This window comes from Halotia branconii CENA392 (assembly GCF_029953635.1).
Lineage (GTDB): Bacteria > Cyanobacteriota > Cyanobacteriia > Cyanobacteriales > Nostocaceae > Halotia > Halotia branconii.
This window is the reverse complement of sequence record NZ_CP124543.1, coordinates 1,001,457-1,025,635: the sequence shown is the minus strand read 5'-3', so window position 1 is coordinate 1,025,635 and position 24,179 is coordinate 1,001,457. Positions and strand designations below refer to the sequence as shown.

The 24,179-nt window shown below is 40.8% G+C and carries 18 protein-coding genes and 3 pseudogenes; 15 read left to right on the top strand and 6 right to left on the bottom strand.

The window, feature by feature from the left end; all coding sequences use genetic code 11:
* The first annotated feature begins 127 nt into the window (after positions 1-127).
* The gene (leuS, locus tag QI031_RS04615; RefSeq protein ID WP_281484036.1) at positions 128-2,755 is read left to right on the top strand and encodes a leucine--tRNA ligase; all 2,628 of its coding nucleotides are present in this window, start codon (positions 128-130) and stop codon (positions 2,753-2,755) included.
* A gap of 273 nt (positions 2,756-3,028) precedes the next feature.
* Here leuS and QI031_RS04610 read toward each other — a convergent pair whose 3' ends face one another.
* The gene (locus QI031_RS04610; RefSeq protein ID WP_281484035.1) at positions 3,029-3,943 is read right to left on the bottom strand and encodes an ABC transporter permease; all 915 of its coding nucleotides are present in this window, start codon (positions 3,941-3,943) and stop codon (positions 3,029-3,031) included.
* Between the two features lie 24 nt (positions 3,944-3,967).
* Positions 3,968-5,053, bottom strand: coding sequence for a polyamine ABC transporter substrate-binding protein (locus QI031_RS04605; protein ID WP_281484034.1), 1,086 nt, complete (start codon positions 5,051-5,053; stop codon positions 3,968-3,970).
* A 59-nt stretch (positions 5,054-5,112) separates the two neighbouring features.
* On the opposite strand from QI031_RS04605, the pseudogene QI031_RS04600 reads away from it, so the two are divergent.
* The 8 genes and pseudogenes from QI031_RS04600 to QI031_RS04565 form a co-directional block, all read left to right on the top strand.
* A pseudogene (locus tag QI031_RS04600) lies at positions 5,113-6,456 on the top strand (protein kinase domain-containing protein); the annotation flags it as partial.
* A 126-nt stretch (positions 6,457-6,582) separates the two neighbouring features.
* Positions 6,583-6,861, top strand: a pseudogene (locus QI031_RS31685) (PAS domain-containing protein); the annotation flags it as partial.
* 51 nt (positions 6,862-6,912) lie between these two features.
* Positions 6,913-7,774: pseudogene (locus QI031_RS04590) on the top strand (PAS domain S-box protein); the annotation flags it as partial.
* Between the two features lie 180 nt (positions 7,775-7,954).
* Positions 7,955-8,785, top strand: coding sequence for a CheR family methyltransferase (locus QI031_RS04585; protein WP_281484033.1), 831 nt, complete (start codon positions 7,955-7,957; stop codon positions 8,783-8,785).
* Positions 8,786-9,358: a chemotaxis protein CheB gene (locus tag QI031_RS04580; RefSeq protein ID WP_281484032.1), complete on the top strand. Its 573-nt coding sequence runs from the start codon at positions 8,786-8,788 to the stop codon at positions 9,356-9,358.
* Between the two features lie 4 nt (positions 9,359-9,362).
* On the top strand, positions 9,363-11,459 hold the full coding sequence (locus QI031_RS04575) for a hybrid sensor histidine kinase/response regulator (protein WP_281484031.1): 2,097 nt from the start codon (positions 9,363-9,365) through the stop codon (positions 11,457-11,459).
* 151 nt (positions 11,460-11,610) lie between these two features.
* On the top strand, positions 11,611-12,015 hold the full coding sequence (locus tag QI031_RS04570) for an ExbD/TolR family protein (RefSeq protein WP_281484030.1): 405 nt from the start codon (positions 11,611-11,613) through the stop codon (positions 12,013-12,015).
* A gap of 51 nt (positions 12,016-12,066) precedes the next feature.
* Positions 12,067-13,050 carry an SDR family NAD(P)-dependent oxidoreductase gene (locus QI031_RS04565; protein ID WP_281484029.1) on the top strand — a complete coding sequence of 328 codons (984 nt, stop codon included), beginning with the start codon at positions 12,067-12,069 and terminating at the stop codon, positions 13,048-13,050.
* 663 nt (positions 13,051-13,713) lie between these two features.
* On the opposite strand, the gene QI031_RS04560 is transcribed toward QI031_RS04565, so the two are convergent.
* Positions 13,714-14,127: a hypothetical protein gene (locus tag QI031_RS04560; RefSeq protein ID WP_281484028.1), complete on the bottom strand. Its 414-nt coding sequence runs from the start codon at positions 14,125-14,127 to the stop codon at positions 13,714-13,716.
* A gap of 213 nt (positions 14,128-14,340) precedes the next feature.
* On the opposite strand from QI031_RS04560, the gene QI031_RS04555 reads away from it, so the two are divergent.
* From QI031_RS04555 to QI031_RS04545, 3 genes are all read left to right on the top strand, one after another.
* The gene (locus QI031_RS04555; protein ID WP_281484027.1) at positions 14,341-14,877 is read left to right on the top strand and encodes a PadR family transcriptional regulator; all 537 of its coding nucleotides are present in this window, start codon (positions 14,341-14,343) and stop codon (positions 14,875-14,877) included.
* A gap of 7 nt (positions 14,878-14,884) precedes the next feature.
* On the top strand, positions 14,885-16,099 hold the full coding sequence (locus tag QI031_RS04550; RefSeq protein ID WP_281484026.1) for an aminotransferase class V-fold PLP-dependent enzyme: 1,215 nt from the start codon (positions 14,885-14,887) through the stop codon (positions 16,097-16,099).
* 309 nt (positions 16,100-16,408) lie between these two features.
* Positions 16,409-17,491, top strand: a complete 1,083-nt coding sequence (locus QI031_RS04545) for a glycosyl transferase (protein ID WP_281484025.1) — start codon at positions 16,409-16,411, stop codon at positions 17,489-17,491.
* A gap of 230 nt (positions 17,492-17,721) precedes the next feature.
* Here QI031_RS04545 and psaM read toward each other — a convergent pair whose 3' ends face one another.
* Entirely contained in the window at positions 17,722-17,817 is a 96-nt protein-coding gene (gene psaM, locus QI031_RS04540) for a photosystem I reaction center subunit XII (RefSeq protein ID WP_281484024.1), read from the bottom strand.
* Positions 17,818-17,964: 147 nt separating this feature from the next.
* On the opposite strand from psaM, the gene QI031_RS04535 reads away from it, so the two are divergent.
* Together QI031_RS04535 and QI031_RS04530 are read left to right on the top strand one after the other, a co-directional pair.
* On the top strand, positions 17,965-19,221 hold the full coding sequence (locus tag QI031_RS04535; RefSeq protein ID WP_281484023.1) for an FGGY-family carbohydrate kinase: 1,257 nt from the start codon (positions 17,965-17,967) through the stop codon (positions 19,219-19,221).
* Positions 19,222-19,286: 65 nt separating this feature from the next.
* Positions 19,287-20,531, top strand: coding sequence for an ABC transporter substrate-binding protein (locus QI031_RS04530; protein ID WP_281485930.1), 1,245 nt, complete (start codon positions 19,287-19,289; stop codon positions 20,529-20,531).
* A 129-nt stretch (positions 20,532-20,660) separates the two neighbouring features.
* On the opposite strand, the gene QI031_RS04525 is transcribed toward QI031_RS04530, so the two are convergent.
* Both QI031_RS04525 and argJ read right to left on the bottom strand, forming a co-directional pair.
* Positions 20,661-21,314: a MotA/TolQ/ExbB proton channel family protein gene (locus QI031_RS04525; protein WP_281484022.1), complete on the bottom strand. Its 654-nt coding sequence runs from the start codon at positions 21,312-21,314 to the stop codon at positions 20,661-20,663.
* 459 nt (positions 21,315-21,773) lie between these two features.
* The gene (argJ, locus tag QI031_RS04520) at positions 21,774-23,087 is read right to left on the bottom strand and encodes a bifunctional ornithine acetyltransferase/N-acetylglutamate synthase (RefSeq protein WP_281484021.1); all 1,314 of its coding nucleotides are present in this window, start codon (positions 23,085-23,087) and stop codon (positions 21,774-21,776) included.
* 507 nt (positions 23,088-23,594) lie between these two features.
* On the opposite strand from argJ, the gene cobU reads away from it, so the two are divergent.
* Positions 23,595-24,143, top strand: a complete 549-nt coding sequence (gene cobU, locus QI031_RS04515) for a bifunctional adenosylcobinamide kinase/adenosylcobinamide-phosphate guanylyltransferase (RefSeq protein WP_281484020.1) — start codon at positions 23,595-23,597, stop codon at positions 24,141-24,143.
* Positions 24,144-24,179 lie beyond the last annotated feature (36 nt).

The window sequence follows — 24,179 nt, the reverse complement described above, 5'->3', positions numbered from 1 at the left end:
CCTTCTTCCCTGTTTCCTGCCTCTACGAGTGATTCACCAAATCAAACAGGATTACTATAATATTCTCTTGCCTAGCATCTACAATATGTAGGCAGATAAGATTTAAAGTCCAGTAGGAGAATTTTTGGTGGATTCCCGATACAACCCGGCAGCAATTGAGGAAAAATGGCAAAAGACATGGGCAGAACACGGCTTAGACAAGACACCTAAAGATAGCAACAAGCCCAAATTCTATGCTTTATCCATGTTCCCCTATCCATCTGGGAGCCTACACATGGGTCATGTCCGTAATTACACAATTACTGATGTGATTGCCCGCCTCAAGCGAATGCAAGGGTATCGGGTACTACATCCTATGGGTTGGGATGCCTTTGGTTTGCCAGCAGAAAATGCCGCCATCGACCGAGGAGTTCCGCCAGCCAAGTGGACTTATCAAAATATGGCGCAAATGCGTCAGCAATTGCAGCATTTGGGTTTATCCATCGATTGGGATAACGAACTTGCTACTTGTTCACCAGATTATTACAAGTGGACACAATGGATTTTTCTGCAATTTTTACAAGCCGGGTTAGCTTATCAAAAAGAAGCAGCGGTAAACTGGGACCCGATTGACCAAACTGTACTGGCTAACGAGCAAGTTGATAATGAAGGGCGTTCTTGGCGCAGTGGAGCGATAGTCGAGCGTAAATTATTGCGCCAATGGTTTTTGAAGATTACCGAATACGCCGAAGAATTGCTCAACGATTTGGATAAATTAACAGGTTGGCCAGAACGCGTTAAATTAATGCAGGCCAACTGGATTGGTAAATCGATAGGGGCATATTTAGAATTTCCTATTGTGGGAATGAATGAAAAAATTGGTGTGTATACCACCCGTCCAGACACCGTTTATGGGGTTAGTTACGTAGTTCTAGCACCAGAACATCCTTTAACAAAGCGCGTCACCACCAAAGAACAACAAGCAGCAGTAGAAACCTTTATTAAGGAGGTTTCTCATCAAAGTGAGTTAGAACGGACTGCCGAAGACAAACCCAAGCGAGGCATCCCCACAGGTGGTAAGGCAATTAACCCATTTACAGGGGAAGAAGTGCCTATTTGGATTGCTGACTATGTATTGTATGAATATGGTACTGGGGCGGTGATGGGTGTACCAGCCCATGATGTGCGGGACTTTAAGTTTGCTCAAGCTTATGACTTGCTAGTTGAGTTTGTGATTGCTGCGCCCGATGATGTAGATTTTGACTTAACTCCAACATCAGATACATCAGATACAGATGAAGTTACACAACTTGTCCTAGTAAAGTATAACGAGGCATACACCGAACCAGGAATTTTAATCAATTCTGGATCATTTACTGGCATGGCTTCTGGGGAGGCTAAAGCAGCGATTGTTAAATATGCTCAAGAACAAGGTTTTGGTAAAGAAAAGATACAATATCGCTTGCGGGATTGGTTAATTTCTAGGCAACGCTATTGGGGCGCGCCCATACCAGTAATTCATTGTCCTAGTTGTGGGATAGTGCCTGTTCCTGATGAAGATTTGCCAGTACAGTTACCGGAAGAAGTAGAATTTACTGGACGCGGCGGTTCACCATTGACTCAGATGGAAAGTTGGGTAAATGTGCCTTGTCCAACTTGTAGGACACCAGCTAAGCGAGAAACCGATACGATGGACACCTTTATTGATTCCTCGTGGTATTTCTTGCGGTTTCCTGATGCTAATAATGAACAGCAGGTTTTTGATTCCAGTAAAACTAATGACTGGATGCCAGTTGATCAGTATGTGGGTGGAATTGAACACGCGATTTTACATTTATTGTATTCGCGGTTCTTTACCAAAGTATTACGAGATAGAGGCTTGCTGAATTTTGACGAACCATTTCAACGTTTGTTAACTCAAGGAATGGTGCAGGGTTTAACTTACCTAAATCCCAATAAGGGAGGTAAAGATAAGTGGATTCCCTCTAGTCATGTCAATGCAAGCGATCCTCGTGACCCCCAAACAGGTGAACCATTGCAACGCCTGTATGCTACCATGTCGAAATCCAAAGGTAATGGTGTAGCGCCAGAAGATGTAATTGCCAAATATGGTGTGGACACAGCGCGGATGTTTATTTTATTTAAAGCGCCGCCAGAAAAGGATTTGGAATGGGATGAAGCCGATGTCGAAGGTCAGTTTCGCTTTTTAAATCGGGTATGGCGCTTGGTGAGTGATTATGCTGCTGCTGGAGTATGCCGTAAAAAAGCGCAACTTAATGATTTAAGTAAGCCAGAAAAGGAATTAAGGTTGTCGATTCACACTGCTATCAAAGCAGTAACAGAAGACTTAGAGGATGAATATCAATTTAATACGGCTGTTTCAGAATTGATGAAGTTGAGTAACGCCTTAACTGATGCTAACTGTCAAACTTCGCCAATTTATGCAGAAGGCATTCAGACTTTGGTGGTAATGCTGGCTCCCTTTGCACCACACATTGCTGATGAGTTGTGGCATTTATTGGGTAATAGTAACTCTGTTCACACTCAAACTTGGCCGTCTTTTGACCCTGGTGCTTTGGTAGCTGACGAAATTATTTTGGTGGTTCAGATTAATGGCAAAAAGCGGGCTGACTTGCAAGTGCCAGCACAAGCTGATAAAGCCCAGTTGGAGAAGTATGCCCGTGAATTAGAAGTTACTCAGCGTTATATCGAGGGTAAAGAAATTAAGAAGGTGATTGTGGTTCCTGGTAAGTTAGTGAATTTTGTAGTTGTTTAAGCTCATCTTGTGCCTTAGAAGGATACAGCTGGCGAATCAGGGGTAAAGCCCTCTAATTCGCATTAAAGAAAATAAAAAATAGTAGGGGAGGTTAATATTTTTAAACAACGGTGCGGCAATGCCGCACTGTGGGCATAAGCAAAGCTTGACCAAATGAAAAAATTATTTGGACATCGTAAGTAGGGTATTGTATTAAGTCAAGGTCATATAAATTCGCGCTTATATACTAGAAGAAATTTGGTGAGATGAGCTTAAAAGTGAGTGATCAAAAGTTTAGCGTTTGGGTGTAGCTTCACCAAATTTAATCAAAAAAGCGATCGCAATACTCACAGCTAAAATTAATGTCATACTCAAAGCTGAACCAAATCCCCAGTTTTGGGTAACTCCTAAAAACTGATTATAAACTAACCGCGCTGCTGTCATACTCGAAGCACCACCGAGTAATTCTGGGTCAACGAAATCTCCTAAACCTGTAATAAAAACTAGGATGGAACCAGCAGCGATTCCTGGCAAAACTTCGGGTATAGTCACTTGACAAAAAGTTTGGACAGGATTTGCACCTAAATCGGCTGCTGCTTCTAGTAACCGCTTGTCTAACTTTTCTAAAGAGGCATATAAAATTATCACCATATAGGGTAATAAGCTGTAACTCATCCCAATTAATACGGCTGGAGTCCGATTTAACAATTCTAAAGCTGGTAAACCTAAACTTGTTAATATACTATTTAATAATCCCGTAGGACGCAGAATAGTAATCCAAGCATAAGAACGCAGTAAAGAGGAAGTCCACAGAGGTAAAATAAACCCTAATAGTAATAAATTTTGCCAACGTTTTGGTGCTATTACAGCAATCCAATATGCCACAGGAAAGCCCAAAATTAAACAAATTACTGTTGTCGCGATCGCCAACCATAATGATCGGAAAATTACTTGTAAATAAAGTGGGTCAAGTATCCGAATATAGTTACTAAATCCACTCGGATTTACTAAATCTCCTGGTCTAATATCTGGTACTAAACTCAATTCTAAAATGATTAACGCTGGTAGTACTAATAAAAGTAACAACCAAATACCAGAAGGTGCAAGCAATATCAATGGTTGTAAGTTTAACCGCGGACGATACAGTTTTTCTATTTGGGCAATATCGCCTGGAGAATTAAGTTGAGAAGAATGATTTTTTGTAGACACAAGCTGAATTGATAATTAATTATTTTAACTACTAGTTAATTGAGTCCAATAACGCTCATAAACTTCTTCAAAATCTCCCAGAGGAGCAAGACGTTCACATTTTTCTAGCAGCGAAATTGGAGGAAATAAATTAACATTATTTTTAATTTTCTTGGGTAATTGTTCAAATCCCGCACTATTAGGTATGGAAACACTCATCCGTTGACTAATCATAGCAGCTACTTCTGGCTGTAAAATAAAGTTAATCCAGGCATAGGCTCCAGGCAAGTTAGGGGCTGTTTTAGGAATGACAATTGTGTCTGTCCATAGCGAAGAACCACTACGAGGAATTACATATTTGAGTTTGGGGTTTTCTTTACTAACTCGAATTGCATCTGCTGAATAGCACATTGCTAATAATAAATCTCCTGCCAAAATTTGATTTTGCCAAGCATCAGTGTCAAATGCTGCGATCGCTGGTTTAATTTCTGTTAATTTTTCATAAGCCTGTTTCACTTCTTTTTCATTTCTGGAGTTATAGGAGTAACCCAACATCCGTAAGACTGCACCCATCACTTCACGAACATCATTAAGCAATGTCATCCGCTTATTAAGTATTGCTTGATTTTGCCAAAGATAGTCCCAATCTTCTGGTGCGTTCTTCAAGACTTCAGAATTATAAATTAAACCTGTAGTTCCCCAATTAAAAGGAATACTGTAGCGGTTGTGAGAGTCGTAACTAGGGTTTTGAAATTCGGCAAATAAATTATCTAAACCAATTAAGCGATCGTGATTTATTTCTATTAACAAATTTTTATCTACCATCTTCTGCACCATATAATCAGATGGATAAATCAGGCTATAAGTACCTCCACCTCCAGCTAACAGTTTAGCTAGCATTACTTCGTTAGAATCGTATACATCTACAAGCACTTTCATACCCGTTTGGGTACTAAAAGTTTGCAATAATTTTTGGTCGGCGTACTGCGTCCAAGTATAAATATCTAGTCGGTCATTGTTACCGGAATTATTGGCACTAGCCTTAACATCAGCCAGTCTCCAGCCGCATCCAGCTAAAGACAAACTAGAAGTTACTGCTATTGCTTGTAAAAATTGTCGTCTGTTAGTCATGAGTTAATAGTTTATATATATGGGAACACTATATCTAGCAGTCTTAAGTATGTAGCAGTATGGCTAACACTTTAATCAGTATTCCCGGATATCACCTCAATGAACAACTTTATGATAGTTCCAGAACTTTAGTTTATCGGGGGTATCGAGAAACTGACTCTTTAAGAGTAGTGGTTAAGCTACTGAAAAATCCCCATCCTAGTTTCAGCGAACTGGTACAATTTCGCAATCAGTACATTATCGCTAAAAATCTTAACTCACCTTTGATTATCCAAACTTATAACCTAGAACCGTACCAAAATGGTTATGCGTTGGTCATGGAGGACTTTGGGGGGATTTCTTTAAAAGATTATTTTGCCTCTGTAGACACACGATATACTGTGTTTTTACAAAAGTTTTTACAAATAGCGATCGCACTGTGCAATGCCTTAGAGATACTGTACCGCGATCGCATTATTCATAAAGATATAAAACCTAGCAATATTTTAATTAATCCCGAAACCAAACAAGTTAAATTAATTGACTTTAGTATTGCATCTTTATTGCCACGAGAAACCCAAACCCTAATCAATCCCAACGTATTAGAAGGGACACTAGCTTATATTTCTCCCGAACAAACAGGAAGGATAAATCGAGGGATTGACTACCGCACTGATTTTTATTCTTTAGGTGTAACTTTCTACGAATTACTTACAGGAGAGTTACCCTTTCAATCACATGATTCGATGGAGTTGGTGCATTGTCATATTGCCAAAACAGCACCCTTGGTACACAAAGTTAACCCACAAATTCCATCTGTACTTTCAGATGTTGTTAGCAAATTGATGGCGAAAAACGCTGAAGACCGCTATCAAAGTGCATTGGGAATAAAATTTGATTTAGAAAATTGTTTAAATCAACTCCAAGAAACTAGTAATGTCGCAAGTTTTGAGAATGCCTTGGATTTTGCGGCTATTCTCAAGTCCTCCCAAATAATTGCAGGTACTATCCAACTCGATGAACTTCTGAAAAAATTAACTAAAATTATTTTACAAAATTCAGGAGCTAATCGTTGCGTGTTGCTCATGCCAAATAATAACGAGCAATGGCAAATTCGAGTGATTGCTACATCTGAAAATGTACAACTTTATTCAGAAGAAATCGAAAAATCTGATCAAATTCCTGTTAAATTAATTCAGTATGTTAAAAATATTCTGGAAGTTGTAATTATTGACGATTCAAAAACTAATCTGCTCATAAATGACGATTATTTTCACCAACATCAACCTCAAAGTATGTTGTGTTTGCCAATGCTTAACCAAGGGCAATTAGTTAGCATTTTATATTTAGAAAATCGCTCAACCAGTAGAGTGTTTACTAGCGATCACCTATTAATAATCAATTTTATTTGTACTCAAGCTGCCATTTCTCTAGAGAATGCTCGCCTCTATCAAGAGTCCCAAACTTATGCCCAGAAGTTGGAAATATCCCTTGCGGAATTGCAAGCTACTAAAGCTAGGTTTCAGAAGTTTGCCGATAATCTTCCCGGCATGATTTACCAATATCAGATAGCAGCAGATGGTACTATGTCTGTTGTTTACGTCAGTTCCGGTTGCATTGATTTGTATGAAGTATCAGCCCAAGATTTCATGAACGGGAAGAAGAACTTCGGCTCAATGGAACATCCCGATGATCGCCCTAGTATCCACAAAGAAGTGCAACATTCAATTCAAACTTTAACTCCCTTTCAACACGAATGGCGCATTATTACAACATCAGGTGTTGTCAAATGGGTAAAGGCAGTTTCTCAACCCGAAATGCAACCCGATGGCTCAATTATATTAAATGGTGTTTTAATGGATGTCACCGATCAACATCAAACCCAAATTCAGTTACAAGAATCTCAACAACTGCTTCAACTAGTTCTTAATACAATCCCTCAATTTGTATTTTGGAAAGATTTCAATTCCATTTATTTAGGTTGCAACCAATTATTTGCAGAAATTGCGGGGCTTGATTCCACTGAACAAATCAAAGGTAAAATCGACTACGATTTAGCCTGGAAAAAAGAAGAAGCTGATTTCTTTCGAGAATGCGATCGCCGCATAATGGATTCTAAAATTCCAGAAATTGGAATTATCGAACCGCAATTACAAGCTGATGGTAAACAAGCTTGGTTAGAAACTAATAAAGCACCATTACTAGATGCATCAGGAAACGTCATTGGGATTCTTGGTACATTTCAAGATATTACAGTCCGCAAACAAGCAGAAGAATTGATTCGCCAATCGGAAGCCGCACTCAAGCAGAAATCTCAAGAATTAGAACAAACCTTACAAAATTTACAACAAGCTCAATTACAAGTTGTCCAAAGTGAGAAAATGTCTGCATTAGGTAATTTAGTTGCAGGGGTAGCTCACGAAATGAACAATCCTTTGGGTTTTATTTATGCTAGCCTCCAACAAGCTAAACCCATTATTGCTGATATTTTTAAACATTTGGAACTATATCGAAAAACTTTACCAAATCCAGATGATGAAATTAAAGATCATGCGATCAAAATTGACTTAGATTCTAGTTTAGAAGACTTACCTAAGATGATTGATGCAATGGTGATGGCGTGCGATCGCCTGAAAAATATTCAGTACTAGTTTACGGACTTTCTCCCGTACTGATAAATATTGCAAAGTACCGTTTAATATCTATGAGGGTATTGACAGTAGAATTTTAATTCTTAAACATACCAATTAAGTAGGTCGATGTCAAGAATTATCGTTGGGATAAAGCAATAAAGTAAATTTAGGACTTATGCATTGACCTTGTAGCGATTTGCTTTGCAGATTCCCGACTTTTTGGAAAAGCCGCGGATCTAAGCCTCCTAAAGTCCATAATGATCTCAGCATCTCTCCCACAATTTAGACTATGGATCTGCCTAAATCCAGCTTGGAGGACATCGAAATACAGTTGCTCTTGGAAGGGGTTTACCAGTATTACGGTTATGACTTTCGCAATTATGCTCTTTCTTCACTTAAACGTCGCATTCACAGCTTTGTGCGTTTGGAGGGGTTAACCAATATTTCTGCATTACAAGAGCGACTGCTGCATCATCGCCCCTGTCTAGATCGGTTTTTGTTAAATTTAACCGTAAATGTAACATCAATGTTTCGTGACCCCAGTTTCTACATTGCTTTTAGACAGCAGGTAATTCCCTTATTGCGAACTTATCCTTTTATTCGCATCTGGCACGCTGGCTGCTCAACGGGGGAAGAAGTCTACTCAATGGCAATATTACTCCAAGAAGAAAAACTTTACCACCGTTGTCGAATCTATGCCACCGACACTAACGAAAGGGTATTACAAAATGCCAAAAATGGCATTTTTTCTTTGAAATTAATGCAAGAATATACTCAGCTTTACCTGAGAGCAGGTGGGCAAAAGTCTTTTTCAGAATATTACACCGCAGCTTATGACAACGCCATTTTTCGAGCATCTTTGAGAGACAATGTGATCTTCGCCCAGCATAATCTGGCAAGTGATAGTTCTTTTAATGAGTTTAATGTCATCCTTTGTCGTAATGTCCTCATCTACTTCAATCCGACACTGCAAAAGCGAGTACACACGCTGTTTTATAACAGTCTATGCACATTTGGTATCTTAGGTTTAGGAAGACAAGAATCAATCAGATTTACTCCCTGTGAAAACCATTACGAAGAAATAGCTCAGGGTGAGAAACTGTACCGGAGGCTAAACTAAGTGTCCTTTAAAATTATAGTTATTGGAACTTCGTTAGGAGGGTTGTCAGCACTAAAAAATATCTTAGTCAATTTACCACTAGATTTTCTGACACCAATTGCGATCGTGCAACATCGTCACAAAGATTCTGACAGAACACTCCAAGCATTATTGCAGGAACATACATCTTTGCCGATTCGAGAAGTCGAAGATAAACAAGAAATTCTCCCAGGACAGATCTACTTAGCGCCTCCAGATTATCATTTGCTAGTAGAACCAGGCTATTTTGCTCTTTCTACTGATGAGCCTGTTTCTTTTGCCCGTCCATCTATTGATGTGTTATTTGAATCGGCAGCAGACATCTATAGAGAGCAAGTCATTGGTGTAATATTGACAGGAGCAAATCAAGATGGTACGCAAGGCCTTAAAAAAGTACAGGCGCACAAAGGAATTACCATTGTTCAAGAGCCAGCTACAGCTGAAAGTTCAATTATGCCCAAAGCTGCAATTGCTGCTGTTGCAGTAGACTGGATTGTGTCCCTTTCAGAAATTGCTCCTTTGCTAGTCAACCTTTGTGATTATATACGGAAATGAACTCATGCAGCCGGAACCCAAAGTCAACATCCTCCTAGTGGATGATAAAGTAGAAAACTTGCTCGCATTAGAGGCTATTTTGGAGGGGCTGGGAGAAAAGCTAGTCAGAGCCACTTCCGGAGAAGAAGCTTTGCGGTGTCTGCTGCATCAAGATTTTGCGGTAATTTTGCTAGATGTGCAGATGCCAGGGATGGATGGCTTTGAAACTGCGACCTTAATTCGCAGTCGGGGGCGATCGCGTCAGACTCCGATCATCTTTTTAACTGCTTTTAGCACTAGTGACCAAATGCAGTTTAAAGGCTATGCCTTGGGTGCAGTTGACTATTTGCTCAAACCCTTAGATAGCGATATATTAACTTCTAAAGTTACAGTATTCGTCGAATTATTTAAAAAAACCCTGGCAATTCAACGACAAGCGGCCCAACTCACAGCTGTTAATGCTGAACTCAAGCAAAGTGAAGAAAGGTTTCGCTCCCTCAGTACCTGCTCACCTATAGGAATTTTTGAGACTGATACTGAAGGTTATTGTAGGTATACTAATCCTTGTTATCAGGCAATTTGTGGCTTGAGTGCGGGAGAAAGTTTAGGAAAAAAGTGGTTAGAATCTGTACATCCAGAAGATCAAGAAAGAGCGATCGCTGCTTGGTCTACTTATTTAAATGCAGGTTGTGAGTATTCAGAAGATTTTCGTTTTCAAACCGTTGATGGTAATGTCCGTTGGGTAGAAGTTCGCACTTCACGGATGCTTTCTGCACAAGGGAAGTTACTAGGGTATGTAGGCACTCTCGAAGACATTACAGAACGCAAGCAAGCAGAAGAAGTCCGCACTCAGGTAATTCGAGAACAGACAGCTAGACAAGAAGCAGAAGCTGCAAATCGGATGAAAGACGAGTTTCTGGCCGTTCTCTCCCATGAACTCCGCACACCATTGACCTCAATGCTGGGTTGGTCAAAAATACTTCGTTCTAAAAAATTAGATGACACAGCCACTGCTCGTGCTTTAGAAGCGATTGAACGCAATGCTACAACTCAAGTGCAACTGATTGAAGATATCTTGGATGTATCACGGATCATCCGAGGTCAGTTAAGGCTAAATTTATCTGCTGTCAATCTTATTTCTGTGATGGAAGCAGCTCTAGAAGCAGTCCGCCCCCTAGCCGAAACAAAAAGTATCCAATTAAATACTATCCTTGATGGTACATTAGGCACAGTATATGGCGATCCAGCTCGGTTGCAGCAAATTGTCTGGAATTTACTCACTAACGCCATTAAGTTTACACCTGAAGGTGGTAAGGTAGAAGTCCGCATAGAAAGTCTCAAACAGGGAACTGAAGTAATATTTCCTAATCCAGAAATTAAGCTTTCCTCTACTGTTGGTAGTTTGGCTTTGAATACATCTGATTACGCCCAAATCCAAGTTATTGATACAGGTATTGGCATCGGGTCAGAGTTCTTGCCTAAAGTATTTGAACGTTTTCGGCAAGCAGACAGCACAACAACACGATCGCACAATGGACTAGGATTGGGACTAGCGATCGTGCGTCATTTAGTGGAACTACACGGTGGCACAATCGTTGCCGAAAGTCCAGGTGAAGGACAAGGAGCCATCTTTACCGTCAAACTACCATTAACGCCAGACAATAAGGATGCTGAAACAGCAGAGAAACAAAAATCTGCGGTTGTTAGTGATACTTCTACCCCCCTCACCGGATTAAAAGTGCTGGTTGTAGATGATGAAGCTGATACCCGTAACTTTCTTGCCTTTATGTTTGAAGAATATGGGGCGATCACGACTGCGGTAGGATCAGTCGATGCTGCCTTGGCATTTTTGGAACAATCACAACCAGATGTCTTAATTAGCGACATCGGCATGTCAGAACAAGATGGTTATACACTGATTCGCAAATTGCGCTCCTTAGAACCAGAAAAAGGAGGATGCATCCCTGCGATCGCTTTAACTGCATATTCACGAGAAGAAGACCGTCGTAAAATTCTTTCATCTGGATTTCAACGGCATTTATCGAAGCCTGTTGACCCTAACAAATTAATTGCTGCGGTTGCCAATCTTTTGCAACTACCTCTATCAGTTCCAGTGAGTTAAATAGTTGAATAGAGGGTAGGGGAGCAGGAAAGAGAAACAGACAAGGAGACATTTCTTTCCCCAATTTCTTTTCTTCCCTATGCCCCATGCCCTATTCCCTATGCCCAATCCCTTCAATTAGAATTATTTTACCGTCGTTGTTATAAATCTTATGCGTCTACCAGATGAACCAGATATTCCAACCCAAATCAATATCGTGCCGATGATTGATGTGATATTTGCGATTTTGACATTTTTTATCATGTCAACTCTATTTTTAACTCGCTCAGAAGGTTTACCAGTCAATTTGCCTAAAGCGGCGATGGCACAACAACAGGCATCATCTGCGCCAATTACCGTTACTTTAGACCAAACTGGCACACTTAGCCTTAACCGTAAACAAATTTCTCTAGATGAATTGGCACAAGAAGTACGTGTATTAATTGGTTCTAATTCTGAAGGTTTAGTAATTATTAATGCTGATGAACGAGTTAAGCACGGTCAGGTAGTGGCAGTTATGGATCGTTTACGTCGAGTCCAGGGAGCTAAATTAGCGATCGCTACCCAAAAACCCTAATAATTTATTTAGCTAATATTATAAGCAGCGATCGCTCTATCAGGTTGATCAATGAAATACCTTGAGGGTAAAGTGACACTAGTCACAGGTGCGACGAGGGGCATTGGCAAGGGAATTGCTATTGGTCTCGGTGAAGCAGGTGCAACTGTGTACATTACAGGGCGCAGGTTAGACAATATCTCTGATGCCAATCATAATGTTTCTGGCAGTCTTAGAGAAACTCAATCAGCAGTAGAGAAAGTTGGTGGTGTATGCATTCCCATCCAAGTAGACCACAGTAATGATGAACAGGTGCGTTTGCTCTTTGAGCGTATCCAAGATGAGCAAAAGGGAAAACTCGATTTACTAGTCAATAATGCTTACTCAGGAGTTCAGGCATTAACAGACGCTCAAGGCCAGCCTTTTTGGGATTGTGAACCCAGTCTTTGGGATGCTTGTAATAATGTTGGTCTGCGTAGCCACTATGTTGCGAGTGTTTTTGCTGCTCGAATCATGAGTCAGTATCAACAAGGACTAATTTGTACTATTTCTTCCTGGGGCAGTATGTCCTATATCTTCGGTACAGCTTATGGTAGTGGTAAAGCAGCGTGCGATAGATTAGCGGCTGATATGGCTGTTGACCTCAAACCCCATAATATTGCTTCTGTCTCAATTTGGCCGGGTATTGTTGGTACTGAGCATATTTCTCGCTTCGCAGATGAAATGGCTCAAAAGAAAACTACTGACCAGAAAAACTCATTACTCAGTGAACGATACAACTGGGAAACTCCCTTACTCACAGGACGGGTGATTGCTAAATTAGCTTCAGATGCAAATGTAATGCATCGTACTGGACATGTACAGATTGTTGCGGAACTAGCTCAACAATATGGAATTGTAGATCAAGATGGGAATCTTCCTGCATCCCTACGCTCTTTGCGTTTTCTGATACCCTCGGCTTTACCTGGACTGAGAAAATATCCTTGGCTTATTCCAGATATTAAAGTACCGTGGTCACTGCTATTAATCAAAGCACTTAGCTCACCTCAAATTTGAAAATGCACCGTCAGAAGAGGCAGGGGAGCAGGGAGCAGGGGGCAGGGGGCAGGGAGAAAGAGGGTTTCATGCTTTTTGCACAGATGCGGGAATTATAACTAATTACGCGGACATGATATAATAGCCCCCTTTCCCTCTGCCCCTCCGCCTCTTTGGTAAGATAAATCACGGTGCTAATTTTTCACCAAAGGCGGCGGGAAGCTCACTTCTTTGAGGAGTGTCAGGGATAGTCGCCCCGCCACCGTCCGGATACAGCTGGCGAAAACAACTAACTACTGACACGAAATTCTATCCCCTTTTATACCATTTCACGAAATTATTGATACAAATTACTTTTCTTACTCCCCCTGCCTCCGGTCACTGAGTTTCGACTACGCTCAACTGCCGCGTAGCCGAAGTGCTGCTTCCCCTGCTCCACGGCAGTTGCTCCTGGGGGGAACCACGCCAGTTCCTTCAAGTCGGGAAACCGCAAGGGCGGACTGGCTCCCCAAGACCCACAAGGGGTGCGGCAGTCGCACAAGAGGGGAAACCACGCCAGTTCCTTCAAGTCGGGAAACCGCAAGGGCGGACTGGCTCCCCAAGACCGCACTGCCTCCCCTGCTTGCCCAAATGTATCAACTTTAAAGTGAAACGGTATTAGGAGTGGGATGAACTTAATTTGATTTATTTCTCGGATGCTAGAAACTGTGACACATCTGCGTGAGCTAACACTACATCAGGTTCACGTTGCAACGCTGCGTAGTATTTTCTGGCAAATGTATTACCAACCTCAGATGGTGAGATTAACATCCGGGCGTTGGCAATCAAGCTTTGGACATTTTCCAGCGATACTGGTTCATCTGCTACAAGGGTTTCATCAATTTGCACAACCAACTCAGAAATGCTGTGCAGCCAAGCAAATTGTTCATGACTGATGACAAGTTGTAGCAGTTCTCTATTTGATACTCGTCCACTAACTTGTTCGTAGGCAATGCGTTCTGTTTCAATCAACGCTTTGTGAAGATGTAGTAATTTGTTTCGTAAATCACGTAAATGTTGATGTTGGTGTATTCTTTGTTGGAGTATGTTAGAAGCCAATTGAACTGATCCTCCCGTGGCAATAGCTTTAATAGCTTGAATAAGTTCTGCTTTAATATTCCTGACAAATAGACAGTAGCAAACAACTGAAAAAAATCTGATCCGATAGTTGGTAATTAAGTTGTTTCTTGTATGATTAATCATATACTAGCATAAGATTATATGAGAATGAACAGATATGGTTTCCACTAATTTACTTTCGGAAAACCGCCTATGTCTTTAGCGCACATCATTCTAGGTCTCCTTCAGCAAGAACAAATGACAGGTTACGACCTGAAAATAAACTGCTTTGATCAATGTATTGCTCACTTGTGGCCGGCAGACCAAGCGCAAATCTACAGAACCCTTGATAAGCTTGAAGCACAGAGCTGGATTACTTGTACTGTTGAAATTCAGAGCGATCGCCCCAACCGAAAGGTGTATAGTACAACTGATGCTGGAAAAGCTGAATTAGTTCGCTGGCTGCAATGTCCTCAACCATTACCGACGGTACGAGAACCGTTGCTGATGCAATTATTTTTTGCAGCTCAACTACCTAATGAAGCAATCATCAACTTACTAAAACAACAGCTAGTAGTTCACGGTGAAAAGATGGTCAATTGTCAAGCAATCAAAGTGCTGCCTCTCAACCAAGCATCTATAAATCGTGAGCAAGTTATGCATCAACTGGTGCTGGACTTAATTATGCAGCGAGAGCAAACTTACATTGATTGGTTGAAGACGGCTATTGAAGTCATTAGTACTAATTAATATTTCTATGATCAAAACTAATTTGCATCACCATCGAGAGCAATTTCCAGCTTTAGCAAATAAGACATATTTTAACTATGGTGGGCAAGGGCCAATGCCTCAGCAAGCAATGGATGCAGTTACTCAAGCTGAAGCTCACATTCAACACCTCGGCCCTTTTGGAAATGAAGCTTATGCGTGGCTGACTCAACAAAAGCAAGCGATCAAAGAAGCGATCGCCTCGGAATTTCATGTATCATCATCAACAATTACTTTAACCGAAGATGTCACTGTCGGCTGCAATATTGCCATGTGGGGTATTGATTGGCGAGCTGGCGACCACATACTGCTTTCTGACTGCGAACACCCAGGGGTAATTGCGACGGCGCAGGAAATTGGCCGCAGATACGCAGTAGAAGTGACTACTTGCCCTTTAATGGCAACTTTAAATGAAGGCGACCCCGCGAAAGTTGTTGCCCAACACTTGCGCCCTAATACTCGTTTGGTAATTTTAAGTCATGTCTTCTGGAATACGGGTCAAGTTTTACCTCTTGACAAAATAGTGGAAGTGTGTCGAAGGAATAATTCTTTAGTTTTAGTAGATGCTGCTCAATCTGCTGGTTTATTACCCTTAAACTTGAGTGAATTGCAAGCAGATTTTTATGCTTTCACTGGTCATAAGTGGTTATGTGGTCCCGCTGGTATTGGTGGTTTGTATGTGCGGTCAGAAGCCAGAGAAAGTCTGCAACCGACATTTATTGGTTTGCGTGGCATTGTTGTAGATAATCGATCGCAGCCTGTGTCTTGGCAACCGGATGGACGAAGATATGAAGTATCAACATCAGCTTACTCTTTATATGTAGGATTTAAAGAGGCGATCGCTGTTCATCGACAATGGGGAACTTCACAAGAACGTTACGAGCAAATTTGCTCTAAAAGTGAGTATTTGTGGCGGAAGTTGGCAGCGCTACCTAATGTTAAATGTCTCCGAACTTCACCACCTGAAAGCGGTTTAGTTTCTTTTCAACTCACTGAGTCACAACCTCAAGCGAGTTTCAATTTAGTGCAGTTTTTAGAGTCACAAAAAATATTCACTCGCACAATTGCCGATCCTGATTGTATTCGCGCCACAGTCCATTACTTGACTTTGGAATCAGAAATCGACCAATTAATTGAGGAAATACAAAAGTTTAGCAGGACTTACGCAAGCCAAAATCGTCATTGCGACCGAAACGAAGTGTAGGGAAGCAATCGCAGGATTTTTGCGATTACGTCGCTATCGCTCGTAATGACGAAATTGCGTTAGTTTTGCGTAAGTCCTCTATTATAGAAGTCTCATTTTCTTGAGTAGCAAAACGATTAGGACGAGCCTTCCTGTAATCAAAGTTATATTCAATTAGTAAGTCGTCTTCTAAATTTTGGTTAGATTCAGAATTTTGTGTATTTTTCATAATCTTGACATTCTTTTTTAGTAGCTAAACGTGCGCTGATAATACGAATTTTGTGATTTCTTTCAGTAAAACAGACTAACAAAGTGAAAGTTAGAAATTAAATGGAACGTCCAATTTTATACGTAGCCATCACTAACCACGGTTTCGGCCATGCGACTCGCACAGCATCGGTAGCGGCGACAATTCAAAAGTTGTGTCCAGAAGTCTTGCTAATTATGGTGACAACTGCCCCACGGTGGTTACTAGAGTGCTATATAGAAGGAGATTTTATTCATCGTCCCCGATCATTTGACTTGGGTGTAATTCAAGCAGATAGCTTGACAATGGATAAGGAAGCGACTAAAGAAAAGTTGCTAGATATTCAGAAACATCAAAATTCTTTGATAGCTTCTGAAGTCAATTTTATTCGCCAAAATCGCGTCAATCTCATCTTGGCAGATATTCCTTTTCTAACTCCTTTATTCGCCAAAGCGGCAAATATTCCTTGCTGGATGATGAGTAATTTTGGCTGGGATTTGATTTACCGAGATTGGGGAGACGAATTTATTGCTATTGCTGATTGGATTAGTGATTGTTACTCAAAGTGCGATCGCCTATTTCGTCTTCCTTTTCACGAGCCAATGCAGGTTTTCAATAATATCACAGATGTCGGCTTAACTGGTGGTTCTCCTCGTTACTTTGCGGATGATTTACGTGCTAATTGGAGGATAACTGCGCCTTTAGAAAAAACTATTTTACTGACCTTTGGAGGCTTAGGTTTAAATCAGATTCCCTATGACAATCTGAAACATTTTCTAGATTGGCAATTCATGATCTTTGATCAATCTGCTCCTGATTTACCTAATTTAATCAAAGTTACTGACCGCAAATATCGTCCTGTAGATTTTATGTCTATTTGTGGGCGTGTTATTTCTAAACCTGGTTACGGCACTTTTGCGGAAGCTACACGCCTGGGAATACCTCTGGTTACTATTCCCCGTGATGACTTTGCGGAAGCAGCTTTTCTTTTAGAAGGTATTGTTAATTACCATCAACATCAAATTCTTACCCCAACTGAGTTTTTTCATGGGACTTGGGATTTTCTTCATCAACAACCCCAAAAACCGAAGCAATCCCAGGGTGTTGCTAAAGATGGTAATGAAGCGATCGCTCAGGCTATAATTAGGTATTTTCGCAGTCTTTAAGCTCATCCCACCTCCAATACGGTTCGGATAAGCAGGGAAGGAAAAAGGGTCATTGTTGAGTAATTCTTCTCTTTTCCTGCTTCTCTTCTCCCCTTACTTATCTCAACAAAGAAATTCCCTAACCTAACGGTATTGATCCCACCCCTTGAAGGGGCAGGATTTCGCGCCAGTAGTCAGTAGTCAGTAGTAAAAATAACTAACAACTGACCACTGACTACTGACAGCTTTCTTTACTTGTAAAGTTCTGTAGTTAAACGCCAAGCCAGAATCCCTGGAATCAGCGCCACAGCTAGAGCGATGTAGACTTGAGTATCTGATATATTCATACTTGGAAACCTCCTGAGCTTCAAATTGATTTTGAACCGTTCGTTTACTACTTTTCCTTGTTTTGCCAAGATTGTGGAATATCTTGTAACAAGATGCAACAAAAGCAGATATTTAGTCATTAAAAAATTTAAAAAATTGATAAAACTATGAATTTTTATCTGGGGATCGACTTTGGTACTTCTGGCGCACGCGCTGTGGTGATTGATGATGCCGCTTGCATTCAAGCAGAAGCACGATATCCTTGGGGAAATTCTCATGTTTCTGACTGGGTGACTGATTGGCAGACGGCATTGTTGACTCTGTTAGCTAAAATATCTGAAGAATTGCGGCGAAAAATCAAAGCGATCGCAATTAATGGTACTTCTTCTACTGTCTTGCTGGTTGATGCTGTTGGCAAACCTGTAGATGCACCTTTATTTTATAACGATGGGCGAGGATTAACTGTAATAGAGAAATTAAGAAGCATTGCACCTGCTAATCATCCAGTCATCAGTGCCACCTCTAGTCTGGCCAAATTGCTGTGGATGTCGCAACAACCTACTTTTACGGAAGCGAGATATTTTTTGCATCAAGCCGACTGGTTAGCATTTCTACTACATGGAGAGTTGGCTATTAGCGATTATCATAATGCTTTAAAACTGGGTTATGACGTAGAAGAGCTGAAATATCCCAAATGGCTAGAAAATCTGCAAATACCGATTCAGTTACCCAAAGTTTTACCTCCTGGTAGTCCTATTAGGGAATTACGTCCGAAAATTGCAGCTAATTTTGGTTTACCCAATGATTGTTTAGTATGTACTGGGACAACTGATAGTATTGCTGCCTTTGTTGCCAGTGGGGCAAAATTGCCTGGGGAAGCGGTGACTTCTTTAGGTTCAACGTTGGTAATCAAACTCTTAAGCCGCACCCGCATAGAAAATTCACAATACGGAATTTACAGCCATCGTCTGGGTGATTTATGGCTGACTGGAGGCGCTTCTAATACTGGGGGTGCAGTGTTGAAGTATTTTTTCACAGACGTTGAGTTAGAAAGTTTTAGCCGCCAAATTGATGCATCAAAAGCTAGCGAGTTAGATTATTATCCATTATTGCAAGCAGGCGATCGCTTTCCCATCAATGATCCTCATCTACCCCCACGATTGACACCACGTCCAGATGATCCTGTCGAATTTCTGCACGGACTATTAGAAAGCATTGCCCGTATAGAATCGCAAGGATACAAATTATTACAGCTTATGCAAGCAGACCCCTTGAGTCGTGTTTATACTGCTGGCAAAGGCGCAGCGAATCAGACCTGGACTACAATTCGCCAACGATATTTAAAAGTACCAGTGGTTTCGTCAGTAAATACAGAAGCTGCTTATGGTACAGCATTATTGGCAATGCGGGGTGTAAAAAATTAAGATAGGCATAGGGAATACAAATTCATAACTCACACGATATGCGACTTATTCTTAATTAGTTTGTGATCACAAAGAATTTATGGAAATTTTGGGGATTGGTAATTGCGATCGCAATTACTATTATTGCTTGCCATAGTTTACAATTATCAGCCCCCACCGCAACTACTATCAAACTCAGTGGCTGGGGAGGCTCTCCGGTAGAGCAAAAACTATTAAAACAAGTATTACAAGACTTTGAAGCCCAAAATCCTACAATTAAAGTTAAATATGAGGTAATTTCCGACCAATACATGGATGTAATTAAAACCCGTTTGGTTGGGGAAGCTGCTCCTGATGTGTTTTATCTCGATGCCTTAGAAGCTCCTTTTTTAATGAGCCAAAATGTTCTAGAACCCCTAGATGCTTACATTACCCCAGAGTTTAATTTAGCAGACTTTGAACCTACCTTACTAAATAGTTTCAAATACCAAAACCAAATCTATGGTTTGCCTAAAGATTATTCCACCCTCGCTTTGTTTTATAACCAAACAGCTTTCGCCGCTGCGGGTTTGAGTAATCCGCCGACTACTTGGGATGAACTACGCAACTATTCTCAACAATTAACAGGCAAACTAAACAGATACGGCTTTGGTGTCAGTCCAGAGTTAGCGCGTCAAGCTTACAAAATTACAGCTTTTGGTGGGCAACTTGTAGACCAAAATGGTAACGCTGCTTTTGCTAGCGCAGCCGCCTTGCAGGGATTACAGTTAGTGGTAGATCAGTATCAAAAAGACCGTACCTCTGCCCAAAAATCTGATGTTGGGACTAATTCAGGTAGTGAAATGTTTGGTCAGAGTAAGGTAGCAATGGTGATTGAGGGCAATTGGGCAATTCCTTACCTACAAGAAACCTTTCCCCAACTCAAATTTGCCACCGCAGAAATACCTAAGATTAATAGTAAAAAAGGTACAATGGTCTTTACCGTTGCCTACGTGATGAACAAACAATCGCAGCACAAAGCTGCTGCCTGGGAGTTAATTGCTTACCTGACTGGCAAAGCCGGAATGCAAAAATGGACAGGGACAGGGTTTGCATTACCAACACGTAAATCGGTAGCTCAAAATTTGGGTTATGACCAAGACCCATTACGATCGCCATTGGTAGCCGGAATAAATTATGCTATACCTTGGCAGGTAGGAAAATATCCAGCTGCGATCGTCAACAACTTTGATAACCAATTTGTCAGCGCCTTATTAGGACAACAACCATTACAACAGGCAATGCAAAGAGCGCAAAAAGCAGCAAATCAACAAATCAAAACAATGGAATAAAAACCATGCCCAATGCCCAATGCCCCATTCATTTTAAAGCTTTTGGGTAGCGATCGCTAATTTTGCCCCTTTATCGCAAATATCACATCAATCATTGGCACAATATTGATCTACGTTGATATCTCTGCTTCATCTGGTAGACGCATAACTTTTCTCTCCTCGTTCGTAGCGACGGCGGTAAAGTAACTCTAGTTGTCCTCCATACTCCTGAATCAGCGCCATTTGGCGTACATACAATCCCCGAAAGGAATTAGCAAATAAAAGTGTAAATATAGCAACTACTAATCCTGATGCTGTGGATACCAAAGCTTCACTAATCCCAGCAGTTACAGCTGCTGTTTTTGTTCCTCCCACATCACCGATATCCAAGGATGCAAAAGAAGCAATCAAACCTAACACTGTACCCAACAAACCCAATAATGGAGCTAGACCAATAATTGTTTCAAAGATATTTTGAAAGCGTTTGAGTAAAGGTATTTCAGCTTGTGCTTCACTTTCCAAGGCTAAACGAAACTCTTCGGGATTTGGTTCTTCTAATTCCAAGGCTGCTAAAAAAATCCGTGCAAGAGGTAAATCTGCATTTTGTCGCAGTTTATCGATTGCACCAACTACATTTTCTAGGCGATAGAGATTCAAAACCTCTCTGATGACACGGCTTTGACGGCTATTGATTCTGACCCAAAATCTAATACGCTCAATAATCAAGGCCACCGCTAGTACAGAAAACCCCAGTAACGGCCACATCACCACGCCGCCAGCTGTAAACATATTGTTGATTCCCATTTAGAGCCTCGTTAATGAATCAATAACAGACAGATTAGCAGAAATCCTGATATAAGTTGAGATTATTTCTCAAGAGTCTATAAAGTTTTATGCAAATATTTATCAATTGTTTTTCTTGAGAAAATTACCATTAAAAGCTCTCTAGAGATTTTATCGTAATTGATCAAATCTAGAGCCTAATTAGAGATTAGTAATATAAAGCTGCTCCAGAGCTATATTTTCGTAGTATTAGTAATCCTTTCCCATGCCCAATGCCCCATGCCCCATGCCCCATAACAGAGTTTTTTATTACTTGATATTTCTATCTAAGCATTTTAGTATATCTAGTTTACTAAGATTCTGTTGCAATAAATTATAACCCCCTAAAATCTCTAAGCGCCGTTCATTGATCTTAAAATCAGATCCGCTATGGCTAAAAAAGGCGTAGAATTATCTCAAAACTTATGCCTTATTCTCAAATCAAGTAGTATATTCCGCATTAATTTTCACATAATCATAACTCAAGTCACAGCCCCAAGCTTTACTAGAACCAGAGCCATTGCCAACACTAACTGCAATGATTACAGGATTATCAATCCGTTGAGACTGTATAATGCTTCTGTCTACAGACAAATCATTACTATTATTTGTAGCTATAAAATCTTTGGGTAAGGAAGACTCAGCTGCAATTTGTTTCAAATAAGCACTTGCTGCTGCACGATCAAAGGTTAAAGGTTGACCATTTTCTAACATCAAAAAATCGCCTAACTTAATTTGCAGGTTTTCTTGATCAAAATGCACACCTGCACGTCCGGCGGCAGCGGCGATACGTCCCCAGTTGGGGTCACGTCCAAAGATTGCAGACTTAACTAAGGATGAGCCAGCAATGGTTTTGGCTATTTGACGGGCTGAGAGTTCATCATGACTCCCTGTCACTTGTACTTCTATCAGGCAGGTTGCACCCTCACCGTCACGGGCGATCGCTTTTGCTAAATGTTGACAAACTGCTGTTAACATCGCCTCTAATTTTTCGGCTTCTGCTCCCATTTCAGTAATTGCTGGAGTACGAGATTGACCATTGGCAAGGGCGATTAAGCTGTCATTGGTACTGGTATCACCATCAACAGTAATAGAATTGAAACTTCTATCAGCTGCCCTAGCTAACATTTGTTGCCACAAAGTTGTTGAAACAACTGCATCACAGGTAACAAATGCCAACATGGTTGCCATATTAGGATGAATCATCCCCGAACCTTTGGCAATGCCACCAATTCTAACTGGGCGATCGCTTATGGTTGTTTCTAGGGCAATAGATTTCGGTACTAAGTCTGTAGTTATAATTGCCCCGGCAGCGGCATCTGAACCTGTTTCAGAAAGCGCAGCTACTAACTGAGGAATGCCATGACGCAGAGCATCCATTTTAATCCGTTGACCAATCACGCCTGTAGAAGCGAGTAAAATTGATGATGGTGAAATATGCAATTCACGAGCCAATAACTCAGCACTTTCTTGAGCATCTTGTACACCTTGCTCACCAGTGGCAGCGTTTGCTTGTCCAGCATTACAAAGAATTGCCCGAACGCCATGTTTAGCTTGCAAGCGTTGGCGGCAATAATCTACACAGGCGGCTTTGACTTGGCTAGTAGTGAATACACCAGCTGCGATCGCCTCAACATCCGACAATATTAAGGCTAAATCAGGCAATCCTGAAGGTTTTAGTCCTGCGGTTATTCCAGCTGCCTGATATCCCCTTGGAGCTGTGACACCTCCAGTAATTTCTTGCCAGTCTGCCATTATTCTTTACCTTACAACTATAATAGGCGCTCGACTGGTGATTATACCAAGTATTACTCATTAGTTTAATGGTTAGTTGTTAGTTATTAATAACTGCTCATTTCATCCCAAATGCTTACAGAATAACTATCAAAACTCAAAAAAAGAGAGCTACTTAAGCAGCTCTCCAGATCATCAGGGTGCATCTACTTAGCACAGTATATCACTTTTGCCATGAGGAGTAATACCCATCATTTATTTTTTTGGTATAAATCTGATAAAGAAAGTTCCTGGTATGTTGAACCTCAAAAACTACAATTAGAAATTGTAACTTTGCTCACTACTAATTGAACATTTAACGTGTTGTATGGCTAAAAAAATAAAATACACTACTCTAGCCTCTAGTTCCTAGACCCTTTTTCTGAAAGGAGTGTATTGCACACAACCGAGAAGCGCTATATATAGTGAATAAATTAAGTGGCATCAGGTTGTAGTAGAAAGAAAGTAATCAGGAGCCAGAAAATAGCTGTGGGTGAAGTTATCTTAGTTACAGGTCCAGCCAGATCTGGTAAAAGTGAATGGGCAGAATTGCTGGCAATGCAATCAGGAAAAATGGTTGTTTATGTAGCAACGGCTCTCGAAGACCCAGCGGACGAAGAGTGGCATCAACGCATTCACAAACATCAACAACGCCGTCCCGAAGACTGGGTAACACTTGCTGTTCCAATAGAACTTTCTGCCACTCTTGCTGATGCCAAGCCAAATACTTGCCTTTTAGTTGATTCTTTGGGAACTTGGGTAGCTAACCTTTTGGAACAAGATGAGGTGGACTGGGAAAATACGCTATCAGAATTTTTAGAAACAGTACAACTAGTTGCTGCTGATATGCTATTCGTAGCAGAAGAAACAGGCTGGGGCATAATACCAGCTTATCCTTTAGGTAGGAAATTCCGCGATCGCCTGGGTTGTTTAGTGCGTCAGTTAGGCACAATTTGCGAGGTTGTCTATTTAGTCACAGGTGGACATGTTCTCAATCTCAGTGTCCTTGGTTCACCTTTGCCAGCACCAAAATCTTAATTCAAAATTAAGCATTCAAAACCCAAAATTGCTCAT

Bases quoted from the DNA above. Each gene is read 5' to 3' on its own strand.
- QI031_RS04605 (WP_281484034.1), bottom strand. From the start codon at position 5,053: ATGACTAACAGACGACAATTTTTACAAGCAATAGCAGTAACTTCTAGT.
- QI031_RS04585 (WP_281484033.1), top strand. From the start codon at position 7,955: ATGGATCTGCCTAAATCCAGCTTGGAGGACATCGAAATACAGTTGCTC.
- QI031_RS04575 (WP_281484031.1), top strand. From the start codon at position 9,363: ATGCAGCCGGAACCCAAAGTCAACATCCTCCTAGTGGATGATAAAGTA.
- QI031_RS04570 (WP_281484030.1), top strand. From the start codon at position 11,611: ATGCGTCTACCAGATGAACCAGATATTCCAACCCAAATCAATATCGTG.
- QI031_RS04565 (WP_281484029.1), top strand. From the start codon at position 12,067: ATGAAATACCTTGAGGGTAAAGTGACACTAGTCACAGGTGCGACGAGG.
- QI031_RS04555 (WP_281484027.1), top strand. From the start codon at position 14,341: ATGTCTTTAGCGCACATCATTCTAGGTCTCCTTCAGCAAGAACAAATG.
- QI031_RS04550 (WP_281484026.1), top strand. From the start codon at position 14,885: ATGATCAAAACTAATTTGCATCACCATCGAGAGCAATTTCCAGCTTTA.
- QI031_RS04545 (WP_281484025.1), top strand. From the start codon at position 16,409: ATGGAACGTCCAATTTTATACGTAGCCATCACTAACCACGGTTTCGGC.
- psaM (WP_281484024.1), bottom strand. From the start codon at position 17,817: ATGAATATATCAGATACTCAAGTCTACATCGCTCTAGCTGTGGCGCTG.
- QI031_RS04535 (WP_281484023.1), top strand. From the start codon at position 17,965: ATGAATTTTTATCTGGGGATCGACTTTGGTACTTCTGGCGCACGCGCT.
- QI031_RS04525 (WP_281484022.1), bottom strand. From the start codon at position 21,314: ATGGGAATCAACAATATGTTTACAGCTGGCGGCGTGGTGATGTGGCCG.
- argJ (WP_281484021.1), bottom strand. From the start codon at position 23,087: ATGGCAGACTGGCAAGAAATTACTGGAGGTGTCACAGCTCCAAGGGGA.